General features: G+C 41.6%; 16 protein-coding genes. 2 read left to right on the top strand and 14 right to left on the bottom strand.

Translation table 11 applies throughout. The features are described from left to right. Nucleotides 1–12 precede the first annotated feature (12 nt). The 5 genes from LPH68_RS13850 to LPH68_RS13830 all read right to left on the bottom strand — a co-directional run bounded on the left by LPH68_RS13850 (nt 13) and on the right by LPH68_RS13830 (nt 7874). The gene (locus LPH68_RS13850; RefSeq protein WP_192918773.1) at nt 13–1173 is read right to left on the bottom strand and encodes an endo-1,4-beta-xylanase; all 1161 of its coding nucleotides are present in this window, start codon (nt 1171–1173) and stop codon (nt 13–15) included. Nucleotides 1174–1575: 402 nt separating this feature from the next. Continuing rightward, nucleotides 1576–3075 carry a sulfatase gene (locus LPH68_RS13845; protein ID WP_134985110.1) on the bottom strand — a complete coding sequence of 500 codons (1500 nt, stop codon included), beginning with the start codon at nt 3073–3075 and terminating at the stop codon, nt 1576–1578. Nucleotides 3076–3085: 10 nt separating this feature from the next. Continuing rightward, on the bottom strand, nt 3086–4588 hold the full coding sequence (locus LPH68_RS13840; protein ID WP_151936493.1) for a sulfatase: 1503 nt from the start codon (nt 4586–4588) through the stop codon (nt 3086–3088). A gap of 31 nt (nt 4589–4619) precedes the next feature. Beyond that, complete coding sequence (locus LPH68_RS13835; RefSeq protein WP_134985111.1) at nt 4620–6218, bottom strand: sulfatase; 1599 nt, start codon at nt 6216–6218, stop codon at nt 4620–4622. A gap of 36 nt (nt 6219–6254) precedes the next feature. After that, nucleotides 6255–7874, bottom strand: a complete 1620-nt coding sequence (locus LPH68_RS13830; protein WP_225450365.1) for a sulfatase — start codon at nt 7872–7874, stop codon at nt 6255–6257. Between the two features lie 190 nt (nt 7875–8064). Between LPH68_RS13830 and LPH68_RS13825 the strand changes: the two genes are divergently transcribed. Next, nucleotides 8065–12006 (top strand): two-component regulator propeller domain-containing protein, encoded by a 3942-nt coding sequence (locus LPH68_RS13825; protein ID WP_151936494.1) that lies wholly within the window; start codon nt 8065–8067, stop codon nt 12004–12006. Here LPH68_RS13825 and LPH68_RS13820 read toward each other — a convergent pair. The 9 genes from LPH68_RS13820 to LPH68_RS13780 all read right to left on the bottom strand — a co-directional run bounded on the left by LPH68_RS13820 (nt 11975) and on the right by LPH68_RS13780 (nt 21083). Next, nucleotides 11975–14725 carry a TonB-dependent receptor gene (locus tag LPH68_RS13820; RefSeq protein WP_151923228.1) on the bottom strand — a complete coding sequence of 917 codons (2751 nt, stop codon included), beginning with the start codon at nt 14723–14725 and terminating at the stop codon, nt 11975–11977. The two genes, LPH68_RS13825 and LPH68_RS13820, sit on opposite strands and share 32 nt — an antisense overlap. Before the next feature lie 48 nt (nt 14726–14773). After that, nucleotides 14774–15337, bottom strand: a complete 564-nt coding sequence (locus tag LPH68_RS13815; RefSeq protein WP_049703159.1) for a hypothetical protein — start codon at nt 15335–15337, stop codon at nt 14774–14776. Nucleotides 15338–15370: 33 nt separating this feature from the next. Then, the gene (locus tag LPH68_RS13810; RefSeq protein ID WP_004316888.1) at nt 15371–15715 is read right to left on the bottom strand and encodes a hypothetical protein; all 345 of its coding nucleotides are present in this window, start codon (nt 15713–15715) and stop codon (nt 15371–15373) included. 4 nt (nt 15716–15719) lie between these two features. Next, complete coding sequence (locus LPH68_RS13805; RefSeq protein WP_004302175.1) at nt 15720–16259, bottom strand: RNA polymerase sigma factor; 540 nt, start codon at nt 16257–16259, stop codon at nt 15720–15722. A 304-nt stretch (nt 16260–16563) separates the two neighbouring features. Beyond that, nucleotides 16564–16740 (bottom strand): DUF4250 domain-containing protein, encoded by a 177-nt coding sequence (locus LPH68_RS13800; protein ID WP_004316890.1) that lies wholly within the window; start codon nt 16738–16740, stop codon nt 16564–16566. 61 nt (nt 16741–16801) lie between these two features. Beyond that, on the bottom strand, nt 16802–18346 hold the full coding sequence (locus LPH68_RS13795) for a carboxypeptidase-like regulatory domain-containing protein (protein ID WP_120144197.1): 1545 nt from the start codon (nt 18344–18346) through the stop codon (nt 16802–16804). A gap of 21 nt (nt 18347–18367) precedes the next feature. After that, on the bottom strand, nt 18368–19222 hold the full coding sequence (locus tag LPH68_RS13790; RefSeq protein ID WP_120144199.1) for a FecR family protein: 855 nt from the start codon (nt 19220–19222) through the stop codon (nt 18368–18370). Continuing rightward, entirely contained in the window at nt 19222–19773 is a 552-nt protein-coding gene (locus LPH68_RS13785) for an RNA polymerase sigma-70 factor (RefSeq protein ID WP_008021410.1), read from the bottom strand. Before LPH68_RS13785 ends, LPH68_RS13790 begins: the two co-directional genes overlap by 1 nt. Before the next feature lie 50 nt (nt 19774–19823). Continuing rightward, entirely contained in the window at nt 19824–21083 is a 1260-nt protein-coding gene (locus LPH68_RS13780; RefSeq protein ID WP_087318559.1) for a carboxypeptidase-like regulatory domain-containing protein, read from the bottom strand. Nucleotides 21084–21250: 167 nt separating this feature from the next. On the opposite strand from LPH68_RS13780, the gene LPH68_RS13775 reads away from it, so the two are divergent. Continuing rightward, nucleotides 21251–21697 carry a GNAT family N-acetyltransferase gene (locus tag LPH68_RS13775; RefSeq protein WP_151923226.1) on the top strand — a complete coding sequence of 149 codons (447 nt, stop codon included), beginning with the start codon at nt 21251–21253 and terminating at the stop codon, nt 21695–21697. Nucleotides 21698–21704: the final 7 nt, after the last annotated feature.

The raw sequence follows: 21704 nt of genomic DNA, 5'->3' as shown, positions 1-21704 counted from the left end.
AAGTTTTCAGATTTATTGTGTGATATGATTTATAAGTTCTTGTTTGATACGCTCGTATCCGGGACGGGCTCGTCCTGCATTATCCCATAGGCAGCCCATCCATTTTTCATTGGGTGTATCTTCATCACGTACATTCCAAAAGCTGATACCGACTACTCCTTCATGTACGTGTTTCAGCAAGGTAGATGTCACTTTTCCATACGTTTCTGCCTGTTCGGTTTCACGTGTTGTATCACCGTCTTTAATCCATACGTTCATTTCTGTAATATGAAACTCCAGCGAATGTTGATGACACCAGGAAATAAATTTGTCCAGTCGTTCCACATTGCCGGGTATTTTCTCCCAGCCGGTATCAATATGTGCCTGCCAACCCAGTCCGTCCACCCGGTAGCCTTTCTCGCGAAGATAACTGACTAGCTTTTTCATACGCTCCCACACTACTTCTTCAAAGTTTCCGTGTTGGTTAATGATTAGTTTCACCCCTGAAGGCGCATATTGAGTGGCTATCTCGAATGCCTTATTAATATAAAGAGGAGTACGGATTTCACTTTCTGCATCGAAACCGATAATTGTCCAGGGATTCTCCCAAAGGGATGTTCCTTGGCGGGCGCCAAACCATTCTCCCCGTTTTTGATCGCCGAATACCGGATCTTTCACGTTTTCTTTCGCAATCGTTTCATTCACTACATCTATCCATTGTACATTCGGTTGGTTAGCATATCGGATACATAGTTGTGTCATGTATTCTTCCAACATACGGGTCAGTTCTTCCGGAGTACGATTGTCTTCCTTCACCCACTTCGAGCATTGCGGACTGATAGGGCTATGTAGACGAAGCCGTATTTTTTTATCTTTGGCATAGGTAATCCAGTTATCCGGCAATTCCCACCGCCAGGAATCATAAGTAGGATGAATATAACTCTGCTTAAAGTCATTCGCCGGAGTCATATAGTCAAACTCACGGGCGGCTATCCGGCCGGAAAGTTCATCTATCAGTTTTCCATGATTGGCGGTTCCGATATAGAAATTACCATTATAATAATTGGTAACGATTTCTTTGATGGGAAGCCTCATCAATTCACTTTCCGGAATAGGGACTTTTTGAGGAATCTCCTGTGCACAAGAGATCCAATGGATGCACAACAAATAAATTACAGGAATTAGTTTTTTCATAAGCATTACATTAAAAATGATAGGGCAAAAGTAAGCCTATCAGCGTATCAAGAGGTTATTTTTCCGTTTTATAAGGTTTGATATCCGGTCATTCTATCTTATTCTTCATCTAATCTATTAATAGATAAGTTGTTCGCTCCTTAGTATAAACTTGTTGCCTACCTGTTGCAAAGTTCCTTTTCTCTAATTGTAATCTATAAACACAACTTGCGTTTATAAAAATGCAAGCTTTGTTTTTATAATTGCAAGCTTCATTTATAAAAACAAAAGTTGCGTTTATAGTTTATCAGTAAGCAAAAGCAAGTTATCTATTAATCAAATAGAAGTTTACCAGTAATGGAAAGGAAGTTTGTTATTAATGAAACAGAACTGATCTGACCGTATCTCCATGATACGCCCGCATCAATGGCCTTTCCGTTGTACTTTGCCGGTTTGCTTTTCAGTCCTTTTCTCGTTTTTTTCTACTTTCTCCTTCTTTACTTTCGCTGAAAGTGGTTTTAGTTTTTCAAGCGGGATAAAACTTTTCAGCGTTTGCGCTTTTGCTTCATTGCCGGAGATGATATTTTTTAGTTCACCATTATCCGACTTTACATCAATGTACATTTCCCCGCTGTTTTTGCCGTCAAACAGGGTATATTTGTTTGTACCGCTAATGACATTCAGGAATCCGTCTCCTTCTGTATATAAAGCTTTGCGCTGGGGAGCTTTGCCACGCCCCAACACACGATCGGCCAATGAAAGACCGTCGGTTTTAGCGGGAAGAGGTATGCCAGCCAACTGGCAAATGGTAGGAAGCAAGTCGGTTCCGTTACATACCAGTGAATTGTCACGTTCACCATGTGCTATTCCACGGCCACAGAAGATGAATGGTACCCGTTGACATTCGTCATAAGGTAGATTCTTGGTTACAGTGTGGTGGGCACCTTGCATTTCTCCATGATCGGAGGTGAAAACAATGATCGTATTGCGTTTCAATTCCGGATGCCGATCGAGAGCATCCAAAATATGACCGATATGGCTATCCACTAAAGCAACCAATTGCCCATAAGTCCAGCGATATTTGCGCCAATACCAATCAGGGAAGTCTTTATAAGGACTTTTCTTCATATCAGGAAAACCGTCAGTCTTTGCAAAATTAAAAGGAAGTGCGGGAGCATGTTCACGGTAAAACTCTACCGAATCGATTGCGGCAGCACGGGCACGCATCTGACGGACACATTGGGTTATCAGGCTTTTCTTACCTTCTTTTTTACCGATTATTTCGGAAGAAAGATTGGTCGATGATTCCAGGCAGATATCATGAGGATTAAGAAAAGAGGCAACCAGCAGGAACGGTTTACTTCCGGCTGTTTGTGGTTGTGTCGCCTTTTCTTCAATCAGTTTGCCGGCAGCCACTCCCAAGCCGTCACGTTCGTCATCGGTAAAGTAAGTTTCAAAACCATACCCTGCCGGAGCAGCAAATTTAGACTTGCCCTCTTTGGCGGAGAAAGGCAAATGTACTTTTCCACCGTAATAGGTTTCATATCCGCCACGATTGAATACTGCTCCCATTCCATTTTGAGCAAGCATCGCACGGACTTCGGTTTCGTCGGCCTCCGCACACTGATTCTCACGAATACCATATTGTCCGCCGAACATTCCGGTGAAAAGAGCAAAACGTGAGGGGACGGATACAGGATTAGCACAATAAGTACGAGTAAACGAAAGCCCTTCTTTGGCCAGGCGGTCTATATTAGGAGTGGAAAAATAGGAACCGCCATACATGTCAGCGTGTGCACTAATGGCATTATAAGATTGCTGATCGGTCATTATCAGAATGATATTGGGCTTGGTTGTTTGTGCTACAACCTGCATTGCCGGGAGCGCAAAAGCTCCGAGAGTTATTTTTGTTAATAGTTTCATAAGGCATTTATTATTTCAGAGTTTGTTTTTTCTTTCCGTATTTCTTATCTCCATTCGCATTATCTCCAGGATTCAGTTTATTATCATTATGGTTCATTGTCTTAGGGTCGGCCATTTTTACATTCATTTCTTTCCGCCAGTCATTCAGCTTTTGCATCAACTGACGGGTGATTTCCGGTTGCTCGATGGCCAGGTTATGGTTTTCTCCGGGATCAGATTGCAAGTCATAAAGCTCAATGCGGTTCTGCTGATAGAAGTCGAGTAGTTTATATCGGCCGCTACGGATAGCAGTCGAAACATAATCACCTGTTGAAGTGGGACGCTGCGAAGCTTTATGCCAAAAAAGGTCACGGGCAGCCAATGCAGGTGGATTCTTTCCAGTCAAGGCTGGTTTTAAACTCATTCCGTCAAGTTCGGCTTTCCCGTCTACGGGCGCATTGCAAAGATCGGCCAGCGTGGGAAGTAAATCGAAGCTCATTACGGGCAAGTCACATGTTTTGTTTTCCTTCTGTCCCGGAAGATGAACAAGCATTGGGACACGTAAGCCTCCTTCGTAAAGATGCCCTTTACCAGCCTTCAGAGGCGCATTGGTAGTAGCCAATTCACGTTTGTTTCCCCGGTTTGATAGTCCGCCGTGGTCGGAAATGAGTACGATGATTGTATGGTCATACTGTCCGGTGGTTTTCAACGCTTCGATCATCTTTCCTATTCCCTCGTCTACAGATTCAATCATTGCTGCATAGACAGGATGATCCTGCTGGGTCTTGCAGTCACCCGCTTCTTCCTTTTTCATAGGATCTTCTCCCAATTCCAATTTCTCAATCTTCGTTTCATAGCGGTTTATCATCTCCTGCTTTGCCTCCAAAGGGGTATGAACGGCATAAAAACTACATATTGCGAAGAATGGCTGCGAACGTGGTGTTTTGAGATAATCCACCATTTTACGGGTCATATAATCCGTTAGGTATTCACCCGGTTGAGCATCTTCCATACCGTAAATCAGTTTATCCGGGTTGGAAGTTCCCGGTTTGTTGAAAGGAGCAAAATACGTTCCTGTAGAACCGGCTTTTCCTGCACCGATATTTAAATCAAAACCTTTGTCTTCGGGCATCGTTTTACCGTCGCTTAGATGCCATTTGCCTATAATACAAGTGTTATATCCGGCTTCCTTAAAAGGCATAGCTATACAATAGCTGTCAGCATCTACTTTACGGTCATCGGTTTTGGCTCCTGTCTGCGGACGGGCACAATGCCGACCGGTTATGAGCGAATAGCGTGACGGTACACTTCGTGGATAGGCCACGTATGCCTGCGAGAAGTTGGTGGATTCCTGTGCCAGGTGATCTATATTCTTTGTTTCATATAGTTTAGAACCGGTAAGAGAAAGGTCGTGAGCCCCCCAATCATCCACCACAAGCATTAAGACATTAGGATGCTGCATTGTATTTTGAGCCTGCACGCACGCAAAAGGTATCACAGTGCTTGCCGCTACGAGTTTCAGAGTTAGTTTCATAAGTTATTTGTAGTCAATTAATGGTTTCCGATTATTTTTCATTTCTAACAATTCGAGTCTTTTTATATTCTTCCCAAAACCTCTTCATTTGCTGCAATGCGTCTGCATAATCACTATTTGCTGCAACATTAACAGTTTCATCCGGGTCTTTAGCATAATCATAAAGTTCTTCCGCAAGTATCTTTGTCGTATCTGTTTTCTTATCTTTCCAGTTTAGCCAGACTGTATAACGGTAACGGCCGTCTCGCAGTGAATATCCCATCTTACCTACTCTTGGATATTGGCTCACTGCATAAGGTTTAATGTTTACGACATCTTTCTTGCCTTTCACGACCTCTACTAAACTTTCTCCGTCCAAATTCAAGGGCTTTTTCAGTCCCGCCAAGTCGCACAAGGTAGGATAAATGGAAAGAAACTCTACCGGAGTCGTTACTTTTTGTGCAGGAGATGAAGGATCTATCAATAAAAATGGAACATGAGTAGCCTGTTCGAAATTGGTGTGTTTATTCCACAATCCATGATCTCCCAAATGCCAGCCATGATCTCCCCACAATACAATAATCGTATTATTCAGGCAACCGCTCTTTTCAAGAGCTTCCACTATCTTACCTATTTGAGCATCAATATAAGAAATGCAGGCATAATAACCATGCACCAGTTCACGAGCTTTCTCGTCGGGAATCTTCACATTTTCAATATCCGAAAAAGAAATAAGAGAGGGAATATCGGTGTACAATTGCAGTTCACCACATTTATGATAGGCAAACTCCGGACTCCCCACCGCTTTCTTCCGGTAGGTAGCCAAAGGCATCGTTTCACGATGATATAAATCCCAATACTTTTTGGGAGCACAGAAAGGCAAGTGAGGCTTTTTGAATCCTACCGCCAGAAAGAAAGGTTTATCCGAATGACAATTGGTCAGAAAACGAACGGCTCCGTCGGCAATAGCTCCGTCATTATAGGCATTGTCGGGAACATCCGTACACTCTGTGGTAGGTTTCACATATTTCTGAATGTATTTCTCTATTTGATTTTTCTTATCCATACCTTTCGCCTGCGCTTCTTTATGGTATTTATTATAAAGTCCACGTATTTCCGGACTTTGGTATTGCGCCATTACAGGTTGTTCGAATCCGGCATTTATAAACTGGGCATGTTCCATATATTCTTCCGACCAGGAACGGGCATCCTGTTGTTTATCGACCGAACGGGGATCGTAGATTTTTCCGATACCTGCTACTCTATACCCGTTCTCCTTAAAGTACTGCGGCAGGGTGACAACATCCGGATTCTGCGAGCGAATCAATGTTTTAAGATCCCACACACGGGTACGATCCGGACACATTCCTGTCAACAGACTGGCACGTGTTGCTGCCGACACGGCCTGCTGACAATAAGCTGACATAAAAACGGTTCCTCTTGTGGACAAACGGTCTATATGAGGAGTCTGTGCCACGGGATCACCATAACAACCAAGCAAAGGCTTAAGATCATCTACAGCTATGAACAATACATTTTTCCGGGACAGTTGCGTTTCATCAATAACAGTTTGTGCATTCATTACAAGAGGCAGACAAGTACTTGCCAAAGCGGAAACTGCAACTGAATAGGGTATTAGATTCTTCATCATATACTTATTTTAAAATTAACACATCATTATTTCACTTTACATAAATTGGAATTCTACCGGTTCGGAGTCCTTATAACCAATCCGTTCCAGCTTCAAGACAATGCATTCTCCTGCTTTCAGAGAAACCGGACTTGTATACAGATGCCAGTTACCTTCTTTATTCTTTATCCGGTAAATAGCTGAATAAATACTCAAATCATTCTCTACATATACTTTCCCATTTTCTGTTCTCAAATGAGGGCGTTCACAACAAGGTTTCGTTCCTTCCGGCCACATTTTATTCACGAAATATTCTTCCGTTCTCTGCTCCCAATCAATATTGAACGGCTTTATCCATTCTTTCTGATAGGCAGCGCGCATCTGTTTCAATACCTTTTGATAACCAGCATCATTACACAGATTATGAATCTGATGCGGATCTGCGGTACAATCATATAATTCTTCTTCAAAAGCCGGTGACATGAACCAACGTTCTTGAACAGTATCTAATTTTCCCTCCTCATGGAGCCGTAACATCTCCTGCATCATCGGCATATCCAAACGGAACTTCACAGGACGGTAAACCGACTGTTGAGACATATAATTCCGTATATAAAGATAACGTTCCGAACGAATGGACGCACGTTTTTCTATCTGTTCATCAAAGCGATCGGTTGCACCAAACACATATTTTCTTTTTTCAGTCGCTTTATAGGGGCCATACATCGCTTGTCCATGCATATAGGACGGAGGAACTATTCCTGCAAGTGATAATATCGTCGGAGGAATATCTACGAACATATTCAGAGATGTATTCTGTGTACCTGCCCCTCTTCTGTCCGGGAAACGAATCATAAAAGGAACATGAGTCCCCGAATCCATAATCTCACGTTTAGCACGCGGCAGAGGACCTCCATTGTCCGAATAGAATAAGACAATGGTATTTTTTGCACGCTCGCTTGCCTCCAGTTCCTCCAAGAGTCTTCGGAATTGTTCATCCATCTTTTTTATATTAGAGTAAAGAACGGCATGATCATGACGCACTATTTTAGTGTCAGGGTAATAGGGAGGCAAAACAATATCCTCCGGTGAAACCACCAAAGGCAAATCTGTATTTTTCCATATAAAAGACTCATGTGTGACATTCAAATTAAAGATAGAAAAGAATGGTCGGTCGGCAGGCGCCTTCTTCCAATGTGCCTTTCCTCCTTGCTCATCCCAGGCAGAAACAGGTGAAGTGAACTGATAATCGGTTTTTGCATTGTTCGTACAATAATATCCTTGTTGCCGCAAAAATTCGGTATAACATTTTACTCCTGCAGGCGGAACAACTCCAAACTCTTTATTAAAATAATTGGAACGCATATAATTAGCCCCATCAGCTGAAGCATACCGTCCGGTTATTAATGAATAACGGCTGGGAGAAGATACTCCCACGCATGTATACATATCAGTATGCAAGATAGCTTGAGCCGCAAAAGAATCGAGATTAGGGGTTACTGCAACTTTATCTCCATAACATCCCAGGTACGGACTGATATCCTCACAAACAATGACAAGAATATTGGGCCTTTCCTTCACCGGCTCCATCGGGTTTTGCATGGGTTGCCGGGCAATTCCACAGGTAGATACTCCTGCTAATAACAAACTGGAAATCATCTTATAATTAGTATCCATGTGCTACTGTTATTAAATAGTATTAAATGAAAAGTGTAAGGCAAAGATAGGCATTTGGACAAACTGGAAGGTTTCATATCCGATAAAATAGGTTTCATTTCCGGTTTATCTATACAGGAGGTATTCCTACTATGCTTAAATTCGCTATCTTTGTCTGAAAGTGATGACTACAAAAACCAATTTTGAAACCATGAGACAGACGCTACTACTACTGTTTTTGGCACTCATATTAATGCCGGATACAATCAACGCACTGCCGTTTAAAGAAATATCGACAGACAACGGTTTGAGCAACCGTCGTGTGCAAGAATCAATTTTGGATGATAACGGGTATATATGGTTTGCCACCCGGTCTGGGATTGACAGATACAATGGAGAGTTTTTTGTGCATTATACTTTATCAATATCTGCTGAGAATGAGGTAACAGAGCATCCCAGAGGCATCCTAATCAACGATCAAAAAGAAATTTATGCTTTTAGTGAAGCAAATATCTATAAGTTCTCCTATGAAACGGACTCTTTTCACCAAGTGAACAATGTCAATCTCACGCAACGTGAAGCTATTAATGCAATTACCTTCGACCCGACAGGACATTTATGGATTGGTACTACTGAACATTTATACAGATTCAATACAAACGATTCCACCTTGCAATCCATCAAACAGAAAGTGGCTGTTCACTGCCTGCTTTTCGAAAAAGAAAAACATGGTTGGGCAGGAACATCCAAAGGGGTTTTCCACCTTGTCGAACAGGAGGATGAAAGTTATCTACCCAGAAGGGAGAAATATCTTTCCGCACTCAACGATAAACGGATACAATCATTGTATCACGACTCATTGACTCATCATCTATGGATTGGTACTTTTTCTCACGGCATTTATATCTATAACAAACCACAGAAAGAACTGATTGCAGACAAGGCTGTTCACCAAGCTGTTCCGGTACGAAGCATCACCTCCGTAGGAACAGACCGTATCTGGGCAGGAGTAGACGGGGCTGGAATTTATGAATACAACAGATTTACCGGGGAACGTGAAACAGAATATTCTCACAATGCCACCGGATACAAGTACCTGAAGGCAAATACGATCTATCATATCTTAGATAATAAAAACTCTATCTGGGTATGCACACATACAGCCGGAGTATTTGTGTACAATAAAAACCGACTGGTAAGCACCACTTATCACCACATAGAAAATAACTCCCAATCGCTAGCCAACAATCATGTGAACTGTTTACTGGAGGACGACCGCAACCGCTTATGGATAGGAACCAACCAAGGTATCAGCCGATATGATCAAACAGATGGTCAATGGCGTCATTTTTTTCAGAATGACCAGAAAGATAATGCCGTCATTCTCTCACTTTGTCAGGATAAAGAAGGGAACGTATGGGCAGGAGGCTATGCCAGTGACGTAATCAATATCGACCGTAACGACCGGATTCACATCATCGATCTTCCCAAAAAGGAAGGAAGCAAACCAACCAAGAATTATATTTATGCCATTACGCAGGATCAGGAAGGCAACATTTGGTTAGGTGGAATCATCAACGAACTGATGAGATATAATCCTACCACTCACAAGGTGGATTATTATCCCATCAAAGGTATTAACCAACTTCTTACTTACGGAAAAGATACACTATTCGTTGCTTCTACCAAAGGAGTGATTATCTTCAATATCCAAACAGAGAAAGGTGATTACCTGCCCGTCGGAGAAAAAGAGAAGAGTATGCAATTTATTACTCAAAGCCTCTGTATTCCCCCTTCCACCCCACAGCAACTTTGGATTGGAACAGAAGGAAAAGGAGTACTCTGTTATCAGTTGACTGACGGAACAACCAAACAATACACACAAGCGGACGGTCTTTCTTCCAACAATATTTGTGGAATACAATATGATGGACAAGGACGTATCTGGGTCAGCACCGAAAACGGTTTGAACTGCCTGCATCCCAAACATGGACGGATCGATGTGTTTTATGAAGCGGACGGACTGCCCGACAATATCCTCAACTTCCGTTCCTTTTCACAGTTCCGCAATAACCATATTGTATGGGGAACTCCCGAAGGAGCTTTTGAACTGAACCCTGATGAATTTGCCCAAAAGGATGAGACTTCTTTCAATCTCCGTTTTGAAGAATTCGCCCTGTTCAATGTGCCGGTTCGCCCCGATACAAAAGATTCTCCCCTGCATACTGTGATTGACCGCACCGAACAGATTGCCCTGACTCACGGACAACATTCCTTTTCTTTCCGCTTCCTGAATTTAGGATACTTGAATGTATCCAAGAATCTATATAGTTGGTATTTGGAAGGCTTCGACCATGCATGGAGTTTACCAACCGACCATCATCATGCCGTATATACGAATATCCCCCCGGGCAATTATACGTTCCGTGTCAAAGTATTTAGCGGAGGCGATGAAAAGAATTATCAAGAGAGAAGTATTCACATCACTATTGCTCATCCGTGGTGGAATACCCCGTTTGCATGGGTGTTATATCTTTTACTTACCGCACTATTAGTCTATTTCCTGATTAAAGCATATAAAGATCGTATGGATGCGCGGGATTCAGATCAAAAGATTCGTTTCTTTATCAATATAGCTCATGATATACGCACACCGTTAACACTCATTAAGGCTCCTTTGAATGAAATTGAGAATGAGCCTTTGACAGATAACGGACACTCCGCTCTTACCCTAGCACAACGCAACACGGAGAAGCTATTGAATATGGTAACTCAACTGTTGGATTTCCAGAAGATAGAACGCGAAGCGATGACGCTGCAAGTGGAAGAAACAGAAATGTCCGCTTTCATCGGCAGCGCGGTAGGCAACTTCGAACCGCTTGCACGTGAAAAAGGAATCAGCCTGCACACGCAAATCTCCCCTGAAGGAGAACATCCTATTTTTATCGATCGCCGGAAAGTATCTCTTATTTTGGATAACCTGATTTCTAACTCAATCAAATATACGTGCCAGCACGGGAATGTATGGGTGAAATGCTCACTCACTGATGAGAAATTAGTACTTGAAGTAGTAGATGACGGAATAGGTATATCTACCCAGGCGCAAAAGAAATTGTTCAATCGTTTCTACCGTGCCGAGAACGCTGCCAACTCCAAAGAAACCGGCAGTGGCATCGGGCTCTTGCTTACCAAGAAAATGACGTTATTGCATAAAGGCAGTATCGACTTTTCCAGTACGGAAGGAGTCGGAACGACTTTCCGTATCCAGCTTCCTGTATCACAGAGTGACTACAACAAAACAGAACTTATACAGAAAGACTTTCACCCGAAAAAGGAAGTACAACAAGAGAAACAACCAGATGAAGCGGGGAAAATCAAGATCTTGCTGGTAGAAGACAACGAAGAATTACGGGAATACCTCGCCCGTTATCTGAAACAGGATTATTCTATTGTAGAAAGTGCAGACGGACAAGCGGCTTTGGAAGTTGTACGTAAGGAAAATCCCGATTTTATCATCTCGGACGTAATGATGCCACTTCTTTCGGGAACTGAACTCTGCAAACAACTTAAATCGAATATTGAAACCTGCCATATCCCATTGATTCTATTGACGTCACTCGCCGAACGCGAAGACATCATCAAGGGGCTGAATGCAGGAGCCGACGATTATATCACAAAACCGTTCGATCCTGCGGTATTGAAAAGTAAAATTGCTTCTATAATCAATAACCGTAGCTTGTACAGAAAGAAATATATCGACAAGTCTGCTTTCAATGATGAGTCGTTGCTTGTAAACGAACTGGATAAGCAATTTATGGAACAGGTAGTGGAATACATTGAAGAAAAGATGATGAATGAAGACTTTTCTATTGATACACTAGCCATAGAGATGGCTATGAGCCGGTCTGTATTTTTCAAAAAAATAAAGTCTCTGACAGGACAAAATCCACAGGAGTTTATCCGTGATATTAAGATGAAACGTGCTGCCACGCTTTTGCGTGAACACAAATATAGTATTGGAGAGATTGCTTATCTGACAGGTTATCCGAATGCTAAATATTTCAGTACAGCATTCAAGAAATACTATGGTTGTACTCCGAGTTCATTTGTAGAAGATGAAATCAGTGCCCCATCATATTCAGACGAAGTATAGCGTGTACCATAAAGTATGAACCTAGTGCATTATAATCTGTGTCGCGAATGGCAGTAGCAGTAATTGTGCGTATCATTGAAACGTCCTGACGAAGAATATCGTATATTTTGAAGCGGAGAAGGATTTGTTTCCGCTTTAGGAAAGCTTTCGACAACTGACAGTTCCACATCAGGTTTTCGCGAGCATAGCCACTATAACCATAACCGGAACGTTGAAAATACGTAAGATCACTGAACAGTTCTATGTTCCACGGAAAATAATACTGTATTTCTGTTCCGAAACGATAATCATAAGTCTCCGTACGTGTCTCTTTTACATTATTATGGGAATTATTATAAAGTAACTCCGCACGGGCACTGATTTCCATTTTTTTTGTCCGGTAAGTTAATTGCAAGCGTTGGCGGGCTGTCAAATGTTTCACAGTGCTTTTCACAGGAGCTTCTTTGTTTATTGTGCTATAGCCGTTCTGATTTCTGTATTGCAAATATGAATAAGTACGGAACCTCCAATTCCGGTTCTTGAAAGGAGTATTAAGAGAAAAAGAACCCATAATACGCCAGTTTCCGTTCATATTAAGGGGAGTGGTGGTCCGCACGCCGGATTCACTGTCATAAGTCACCTGATTGGTAACACTATTAATGGTGTTCTCTGCCAAAACAGCAGCAACCATATTCCGTTGATGCTTGGCATTATATGAATTGAAGTTCAGCGTAAACGTATTCGTATAGGAAGGTTTCAATGAAGGATTACCAACCTTGATATTTAACGGATTGGTGCGGTCTGTTATCGGTTGAAGATCGCGTATATTGGGCTGGCGACTTTTCCCCCGATATACAATCTGCAAACGGGTACGCTTGGAGAACTTATAGCGGAAATTGACGGTAGGAGAAACATTAAAGACTGATTTTTCCAATGGTTCTTCCAACGATTCTTTTTTCTCTAAAAGAGAATGGCTGACAGACTTTTGGGGTTCAAAGTCAGCACCTATATTATAGTTGTATTTCTTCCGGGAAGTGCGGATAGCAAGATTAAACAGGTGATTGCTGTACTGATTCTCAAAACAGTTACTTGCGTCTTCGTCATAATCAGGAGCAAAATCTTCCGCCTTCTTATCCCAGTTATAAACAAACCGGTCGGAATTGTTAATCCGATGCTGATAACTGTAACGAAACTGAAGAAAATGAAGCCAGGGCAAGGGTTCCACGTACACCAGTTGCAGTCGGTAGTTATAACCGTCCACCTTATCTTCAATCCTTTGATTCTTAACATTCTTCGTGTTATTCTTAAAGTAATGCGTAGTAGAAAGATTCGTTCTATCGGTTGAAGAAGCATTTGTTCCATAATCAACCTTCAAAGCGATGTTTCTTCCCATCCGGCTAAGTTTCCGGCTAAGCTGAAGCATCATGGTCATGTTATAAGAAGAGCTATGAGTGGTTCCGGATGATTTCCTTTCATTCAGCAATACGTCATTGCCCCACCCTTGCTGGAAGCCACTACTACCTCTGTCATTAACAGCCGTACGATATTGAGGACGGAAAATCAATGTTGTAACGGAGTCCATTTTCCATTCTAAAAAAGCATTTGCTACGAGATTATCATTTCCCTGACGATTGTGTCCGGTACTTTCAGTAATAGATTTGTCTTTACGAAGATAATTATCAACTGTAGTACGACTATCCTCCAGCCGGTCTGTTCCCACATATTGAATGTTCGACCGGAGTTTGACACGCTGCCAGTCATAAGTGACGTTCACTCCCAAAGAACGGGAAGTGGTCAGTCCTTTTTGAGTGCGAAGATTACCGGAGGAACTAGCAGATTCTCCTTGCATCTCCGAAAAGCCCTGATTGTTTGTATTATTCAGATTCCCGATAACCGTCAATTGAGAGTTACTCCGGAAACGATTTAAAGTATTAGCAAGTTCATAACGATCTTTGCTTCCATATCCGCCCATGAAATTCTCCATCCAACCCCGTTTCATATTTTTCTTGACCGACAGGTCGAGAATCATTTCCTCTTCACCATCATCAATACCAGTAAGACGGGCAAGATCGGACTGGCGTTCGTAAGCTTTCAGTTTTTCTACCATCTCTACAGGGAGATTTTTAAGTGCTGCCTTCGGGTCGTCGGAAAAGAACTCCTTCCCATCCACCAGAATCTTTTTCACTTCCTTTCCATGAATCAACAGTTTGCCATCCTCGTCTATTTCGCCGCCGGGAAGTTGTTTCACCAATTCTTCCAGCATAGAGCCTTCAGGAGTACGATAGGCCGAAGCATTAAAGACAGTAGTATCTCCTTCGGTCACAACCATCGGTGCTTGTCCCACAACAACGGTTTCTGTTAATGAAATGCTCTCCGGAGTCAAAGAAATATCGCCTAAAATCGGTGTTTTGTTATCTGTTGAAGCTGATATAGTCCGAAAAACAGGGGTATATCCGATATAAGAAATATGTAACAGAATGGATTTACTTTTAGGAATAACGACGGCTAACTGAAATTTGCCTTGTGCATCTGTTGCCCCACCCGCCAGTAAGGTACTATCCGGTAAAGCCAAAAGCCGGACCGTAGCAAACGGTACCGGCTGATTGGTTTCAGTATCAATCACACGACCGGAAAAACGCTCTTTGCCGGACTGAGCAAAAACAGTCAAACTAATCAGTAACAAGACATAACAAGTAATCAAACGGTACTGAAAAGAATAAATATGGCTGCCTATGTTCAAATTGTGTTGATTTAGTAAAATAAAACTATAATAAAATAAACCTAATCTTTATTTCTGGGCTTGACGCGGAGCACGAGTTTTTTGTCCCTGGTGGTGTCCCTGTCCCGGTTTCTGACCTTTTCTGCGGTCAAATTCCTTTCTGAATTTATTAGCATTCATCTTTTCCTGCTGATAAATCTTCAAAATCTGCTTCTGCGAAAGTATCTTGCTGAATTCATTGTAATACTTTTCACGAATATCCAGCATTTTACGGCTTTGAGTAAACTGGTTCCGCAACATGGTTGCAATCTCGTCGTCAGTCATGGACGGACGTTCTTTCTTAGCATTAGCGTCTGTGCCTTGTGCTTTAGTTTTCTCTGTTCTCGCCTTATGAGTCATCATACGACATTCACGCAATTCTTTCAGATACTTCTCGTATACCGGAGTAAATTTAGCTGCCGTTGCATCATCCAACATCAACGTATTTACTATTTGTTTAGTCTGCATCTGCACCATTTGTTCCGGTGTAGGACGCTGTTTTTTTTGTTTGTTATCCGTATTCTGTGCAGACAAAGTCATCTGGCTTCCCATCAGGAGAACGGCCAAAATTACATAAATAAATTTAGTCTTCATAATCTTCACGTTTAAAATAATTAATTGAGTTACTTAATTCAAAAATATATCATTTTCAGAGAAGCTGACGAGCTCTTCCAACTCCTCATCTGATAGTTCTTTAATCCATTTATCTACCGGTTCCGTACCATTGGCTAATACTTTTGAAGAAGATGTTGTCACCTCATCTGCCTGTCGCAAAGACGGAACAAACAGAAATCCGACCCATACGGCTGCTATGGTAATCACCGTAGAAATAATCAGCTTCGTATGAGACTTCCGCTGTTGCTTCACTCCGGCACGTTCCATCACCTTTCGTTGCACGTCCTCGAAGAATCCATCGGGGGTACGGTAAGGTGTCCGTTTTCCAATATCATCAAAATCAAAATCCTTTTTCATCGTTCTATCTGTTTAATATATATTCCTTTATCTTCTCTTTCGCATAGTGGTAATTCACTTTTAGTGTATCCACTTTACTATCCAGTACACGGGCGATCTCTTCATATTCAAGTTCATCGTAATAACGCAAGTTGAATACCAGCCGTTGCTTTTCCGGCAGACTTAGAATGGCTTCCTGAAACTTTACTGCCAACTCATTCTCATAATCAATGTAATCGGAAGCCTTCAACTTGCCCATCAACTCTTCCTGAACATCTTCCGCGGAAACAACTCCTTCATCTTTACGTCCGTTGAGCAAACGTAAACTCTCATTCGTCGCAATCCGGTAAATCCAGGTTGACAATGAACTTTCTTCGCGAAACTGATCGATATGCCGGAATACCCGGATAAAGACTTCCTGAAGCACATCTTCCGCATCTTCATGAGATACAACCAGTCTACGGATATAATTATATATCGGCACCTGAAAAGAGTCCATCAGCATCTTGAATCCCCGTTCGCGATTCGAGGCACAAGCTTCACGAATTTTATTCTCGTTTATCATCAATTCTTTTTCTGAGCTTTATTAGTTAGAACGCGGAAGGCAGGTGAAGTTAAATAGGAGATTTGGTATTTTGCTTTTATTAACAAGAGAGGGAGAACTGACGGAAATCATTGTTGGTATATACGATAGGAATAAACGCATGATTCCTGATGACGTTTTGATGAAGGTAGAAAATTATAGTGACGCTATATGCTTGGGATAGTGACGGCATCATTGTCTCATACCGTCACTATCTTTGCCGGATAGCGTCACTATGTTTTTTTAGTAGAAATACTCTATTTATAAGCTGTAAACAAGGAGATGATTACCAGAACTTATTGTGTTCCGCACTATATTCAAAGCCTGCGGCTTTCAACTGATTCACTAATTCATCCTTGTTCACATTCATATCTTCACAAAGTTCGTCAAGTGAAGAATAGCAATCGCGCAACTTCATATTGATGACGCTGAACAACATCATCGGATCTTTCGGTAATTCCATAACATACAATCTTTTAAACCGGGTGCAAAGGTACAGCAATCCCGTTGAATGGCAAAACAAATCAATCACCTATTTCTTCTATCTTCAAAGAGATTTTTTCTATTAGTTTGCTGATTTCTTCTTCCAATGGGATCACATTGAAGTCTTTCCAAAAGTTCTCATCGTATTTGAAATATGTGTCGGAGAAGATTGTACGAGTAGGCAATCTTTCTGTACGGGGAAACGCGACTACCTGTCCGGTTTCCACCTTGCAAGTAATCATCTCAAACCAGATATGAAGATCGCGACTGCCAAACAGCATTTTTGTACGTTTCACTTTGAAATGAAGATCGCCCCGGATATGATGTATGTAATAAGTTCCTTGCCACGGTTTATAAGAAATGGTATATACCACTTTTTGAGGAATCATCCGTACGTTGCGTGCGCGCCTTTCGACGAACATACCTGCCGCATTTTTCACATATACAGGATGAACTTCCAGACGGGCTTGCAATAAGGCGCTCGTTTCAGAATCAAGGAATAGTTCTCCGCAAAAAAGAGGTTCACTGATTCCTTTTTTCTGTTCAAAATGCACCACATTTACAAACCGGTCTTCTAAAAATGTCACGCCCTCCGAAGTATAGGTATAAATGCTATTCTCGATACTGGGAGTCAGGAATTCGGGCATATCTTTTATAATATCCATCTGGATACAAGCCTGGATTCCCGACTTTACTTTTACCAATAAGCTATCTTTCGCTTCCACATTGCTTAGTCGACTCATTTTCAACAGCTTCACTTGATCTGGCACTGCTGAATGTGAGGATGTCTTATAAACCTTGAACACTGCTTCCGACAAGTTTTGAAATTTATTTTTCAACTGAACTCCTTCACGATAAAAGGTAGTCAGATACACGGGAGTATGCGAATAGTTCTGTTCCCTCCGTTCAATCATTTCCCGCAAAAGTTTCTTTGGTTCACTTCGACGAATCACTACTTCCTGCAAAGGAACCACTTTAGGTTCGAGACTAAGTATATTGTGCCGTCCAATCAACAAAGCAAACTCTATATCTTGTGAAAGATAACCTATATGAGAAAAGGTAATCGAATCGTTTTTTAAAGAATCGGGTAAGGACAGTTTAAAATCTCCATTCTGATTTGTTATGCTGCCGATAGATGTCCCCCTCACTCCAACAGTAGCTGAAGAGATGGGCACACCCGTCTCCTTATCCAGCAAAGTGCCGGTAATGGAAAAGTTAATAGGCTGCTTCGGAATGGAATCCTGTTGTATATGAATCTTTTTCTCCGAAGGGAGAGTAATCAGAATATGAGTACCAATCACCTGAAACTCCAAACCGGTATCTCCCACTATATCGTACACCGCTTGGCGAATAGATCGTTCTCCTCCCTTTATCTTCACGACAGCATCATTATCAATAACTTTACTGTCATAAATAAACATATATCCCGACTGTTGGGAGACATTACCTAATAATGAATAAACAGTGCCTTTTGTCTTTGGAAGCCGAACTATCCGTTCCAATACATCGCCCCCATCCGCTCTCATCGTATCGACTACGAAAAAGAGTATGAATAGAATGGATAGATAGCGATAAGCCTGTTTCATTTTCTCAAGTTGAAATGAGTTTTATTCTGATAACAAAAGAATATCACCTTGCCGGACACATTGCAGACCGAGTGCGCTAGCTATCAGAGTAGCTACGACTTCAGAAAACTCATCAGAAAATTCAACCGTCAGTCTGCGTTCCTCCAATGCAGGTGAAGCCACTTGAATCTGCAAACTATCCGAATTCAGGTTCATCACTTTCAGAATGTTCGCCAAAGATTCATCTTTAAAACGTATGTGTTTAAAAAAGCTCCCCCACTCTTCATTCTCTTTATCCGCATCGAGAACGACTAATCGTTGCGATTGCACCACTACTGCCTCTCCCGCTTTTACATAACATTCCTGATTTCCTTTTTTTAGAGTAACTTTCACGATCCCTCTTTGTACAGATAAGCGGAACGGAGCATGTTCATCGCTCTGTACACTGAAAGCGGTTCCCAAAACTTCAATTTTAGCTTGTTCCGTATCAATCCAAAAGGGTTGTCCCTGCTTCTTTGCTACGTCGAAGAAAGCATTTCCCTGCAAACTCACTTCCCGTTTATCAGCAATAAAGTGCTCCGGATATAATAAGGAGGTTTCCTTTGCCAAAAGTACCACAGAACCGTCTTCAAGAGTCGTTGCCAAAGTGGAAATGCCTTGATTTTCCTGTGTAAGAAAATTCCGTGCCGGTTCTCTTTCAGAACCGGTCATCCAATACAAAGCTCCCCAGATGACGCCTATCAAAACGGAGGCAACTGCTCCGTATCTGATCCATTGTGAATGTTTGCGTATAGAACGGCCTTCATCAACTTTCGCAAGTAAACGGTCATTGTCCAGGCGATTATACAATCGGTTCCATGCCTGATCTGTCTTTATTTTATAAATTTCTGTTTTCATCACTTCATGTGAATATAAGTTTCAACTTCTTCTCGTAATGTCCGGAGGGCTTTTGTCATTTCAGCTTCTACTGTTTTTACTGAAAGAGAAAGCTGTGTTGCTATCTCCACATATTTCCGCCCCTCCAAACGGTGCATCTCAAAAATCTGTCGTCTGCGGACTGGCAGCTTTTCAAGAGTGTTATTTATGAATTTCTGTAATTCCTCATACTCCATCTGTTGATGAGGATCTGTCGACTGCTCCGGATTGGAAGTGTTCAATACTGCTTCACGATATCTGTTCCTAACTTCTTCGTGTTCACAATACTGCAAAGATTGATTGCGAGTCGCCCTGTACAGATAGCTTTTAACGGACTGGAAAATCTGTAAGCGCACCCTTTCTTTCCAAAGTACATAGAAAAGCTCTTCTACAATCTCTTCCGCTACCGCCATCTGCCCGGTAATGCCTGCCGCATAACAGCAAAGAGGAAAATAGTAACGGCGAAAGAGTTCCTCAAACGCTTTTATGTCACCTTCCTTTATCTTTTTTAGTATGAGCAGTTCATCCAGCATACTTGCTTTTCTTTATGATTGACTTCAAATATAAGAAAACTATCCCTGTTTCAATTCGATTGCTTTTTCAATTTATCCACTGCGTGCTCTAAAGATTCCGTAGGTTCGATAATATTGTAGTTTCCCCAAAAATCCGGATTCCAGTATTCGTCTACCTTATCATAAAATATTTGATTCAGGCTGAAAGCTTCTTTGTTGGGTATATTCTCCAATACTCCTTCTTTTCTATCAGTCACTACCATTTCGGAAGCTACCGTATAGCTTGTGGAAAATAACTTCCGCTTCCAGTCACATTTAAAACGGATCGTGTTACGAATATAGTTCAGATACGTTTTTCCATCTACATCTTTATAAGTGACCAGGTAAGAGAGTTCTTGCGGTTTGAATCTTAGACCGAGAGGTTTCTTATACAGAATAGCGGTAGTTGCCTTCGATTTATTCTGCATATCCAGACTCATTTCTATGCGGGTGAATGACAACCGTTCACGATCGATATACAATTTACCGTATAATAAAGCGTACATAAGAATGACTTTCGGGCGGAAATTAATAACATACTGCATACGATTATCTATAAGCATGGATTCTGCCATCCAGAATTCGTAATTATTCAATTCTTCAAAATCGAGTAACGCTCCCTTGTTCTTCACGACATCCAAAGTGACGCCCAGATTAGGTCCACCCACAACTTTGACAGCTAATGTGTCACTCGCTTTCTGACTAAGCAGACGACGTCCCTTCTCCACCCGCACTTTGTCATAGTTTATATTTCTATTGGTATAGGCTGTTTTAGACACATCGAGCACTGCTTCCGATATACCGATATATCGACGCCCTTTCTGTACGGTTTCCCGGTAAAATCCTGTCAGCATATCACGCTTATCACTATAATTTAAAGGAATCTTATTGATTGCTTTCTCTACAATCATACGTGGATTTTCGGCAAATACCACCACTTCATTCAACAGATTGGAATGAGGCGTCAGCCAAACTGTCAACATAGCGGCTGTTTCTTTCTCCAAAGAGATATGAGTATTTACATAACCGATATGTGAAATGTCCAGTTCACGCGGGGTTTCCGTTTTTTTAATCTTCAAAGCAAATTCTCCTTCCGCATTGGTCACAGTACCGATATTGCTACCATGCACCGATACATTTACGTTCTCCAGAGCTTTTTTATTTTGCTTGTCTTTCACCATACCAACAATCGTAAGATAATCTCCGGCATCTCCTTGCGCCCACACAGGATAGCTACAAAGCAGCAAACAAACTGATAGCCATCCAACCAAGTGTTTTTCTACATTTTTCATACTGATGCTTTTTAAAGGTAAATAAATTGCGTTTCTACTAATAAGAGCGCTCAAACCGGAAATACCCTACAGCTTTTACAAAAAAAAGAAAAAGAAATCTGATTTCAATACCATATCCGGAAATTAATAGTAATTTTCCCGGCAAATTAATGATAAAAGCAATCACTATGATACGCAAATTAGACAAGACCGAATACGCCCTGGCTACATCGTTAGCATTGGAGGTATATATACAATGTGGAGCGGAAGACTTCGATGAAGAAGGTTTGAATTCATTCAAAAGCTTTATCTCCAACGAGCAACTGATGAATGAATTAGTGATTTACGGTGCTTTTGAGGATAAGAATCTGGTCGGCATCATGGGGACAAAGAATGAAGGAAAACATCTTTCTTTATTCTTTATCCGAAAAAAGTACCAATGCAAAGGTATCGGCAAACAGTTATTCTGTTTCGCTATCAATGATTGTCCGGTAGATGAAATGACTGTTAATTCATCCACGTACGCTATTCCTTTTTATCAAAGTCTGGGTTTCGACAAGATTGCCGGGAAACAATGTACCAACGGGATAACCTATACTCCGATGAAATTTACGATGAGTTGCCTCAAAGAATAATTCCCGG

This window comes from Bacteroides sp. 1_1_30 (assembly GCF_020982715.1).
In the GTDB taxonomy this organism is placed as follows: domain Bacteria; phylum Bacteroidota; class Bacteroidia; order Bacteroidales; family Bacteroidaceae; genus Bacteroides; species Bacteroides xylanisolvens.
The sequence above is the reverse complement of the archived record's forward strand: the minus strand, read 5'-3'. Positions and strand labels throughout refer to the sequence as shown.

Excerpts from the sequence above, each read along its gene's own strand:
- LPH68_RS13850 (WP_192918773.1), bottom strand. The coding sequence starts at position 1,173 with ATGAAAAAACTAATTCCTGTAATTTATTTGTTGTGCATCCATTGGATC.
- LPH68_RS13845 (WP_134985110.1), bottom strand. The coding sequence starts at position 3,075 with ATGAAACTATTAACAAAAATAACTCTCGGAGCTTTTGCGCTCCCGGCA.
- LPH68_RS13840 (WP_151936493.1), bottom strand. The coding sequence starts at position 4,588 with ATGAAACTAACTCTGAAACTCGTAGCGGCAAGCACTGTGATACCTTTT.
- LPH68_RS13835 (WP_134985111.1), bottom strand. The coding sequence starts at position 6,218 with ATGATGAAGAATCTAATACCCTATTCAGTTGCAGTTTCCGCTTTGGCA.
- LPH68_RS13830 (WP_225450365.1), bottom strand. The coding sequence starts at position 7,874 with ATGGATACTAATTATAAGATGATTTCCAGTTTGTTATTAGCAGGAGTA.
- LPH68_RS13825 (WP_151936494.1), top strand. The coding sequence starts at position 8,065 with ATGAGACAGACGCTACTACTACTGTTTTTGGCACTCATATTAATGCCG.
- LPH68_RS13815 (WP_049703159.1), bottom strand. The coding sequence starts at position 15,337 with ATGAAGACTAAATTTATTTATGTAATTTTGGCCGTTCTCCTGATGGGA.
- LPH68_RS13810 (WP_004316888.1), bottom strand. The coding sequence starts at position 15,715 with ATGAAAAAGGATTTTGATTTTGATGATATTGGAAAACGGACACCTTAC.
- LPH68_RS13805 (WP_004302175.1), bottom strand. The coding sequence starts at position 16,259 with ATGATAAACGAGAATAAAATTCGTGAAGCTTGTGCCTCGAATCGCGAA.
- LPH68_RS13800 (WP_004316890.1), bottom strand. The coding sequence starts at position 16,740 with ATGGAATTACCGAAAGATCCGATGATGTTGTTCAGCGTCATCAATATG.
- LPH68_RS13795 (WP_120144197.1), bottom strand. The coding sequence starts at position 18,346 with ATGAAACAGGCTTATCGCTATCTATCCATTCTATTCATACTCTTTTTC.
- LPH68_RS13790 (WP_120144199.1), bottom strand. The coding sequence starts at position 19,222 with ATGAAAACAGAAATTTATAAAATAAAGACAGATCAGGCATGGAACCGA.
- LPH68_RS13785 (WP_008021410.1), bottom strand. The coding sequence starts at position 19,773 with ATGCTGGATGAACTGCTCATACTAAAAAAGATAAAGGAAGGTGACATA.
- LPH68_RS13780 (WP_087318559.1), bottom strand. The coding sequence starts at position 21,083 with ATGAAAAATGTAGAAAAACACTTGGTTGGATGGCTATCAGTTTGTTTG.
- LPH68_RS13775 (WP_151923226.1), top strand. The coding sequence starts at position 21,251 with ATGATACGCAAATTAGACAAGACCGAATACGCCCTGGCTACATCGTTA.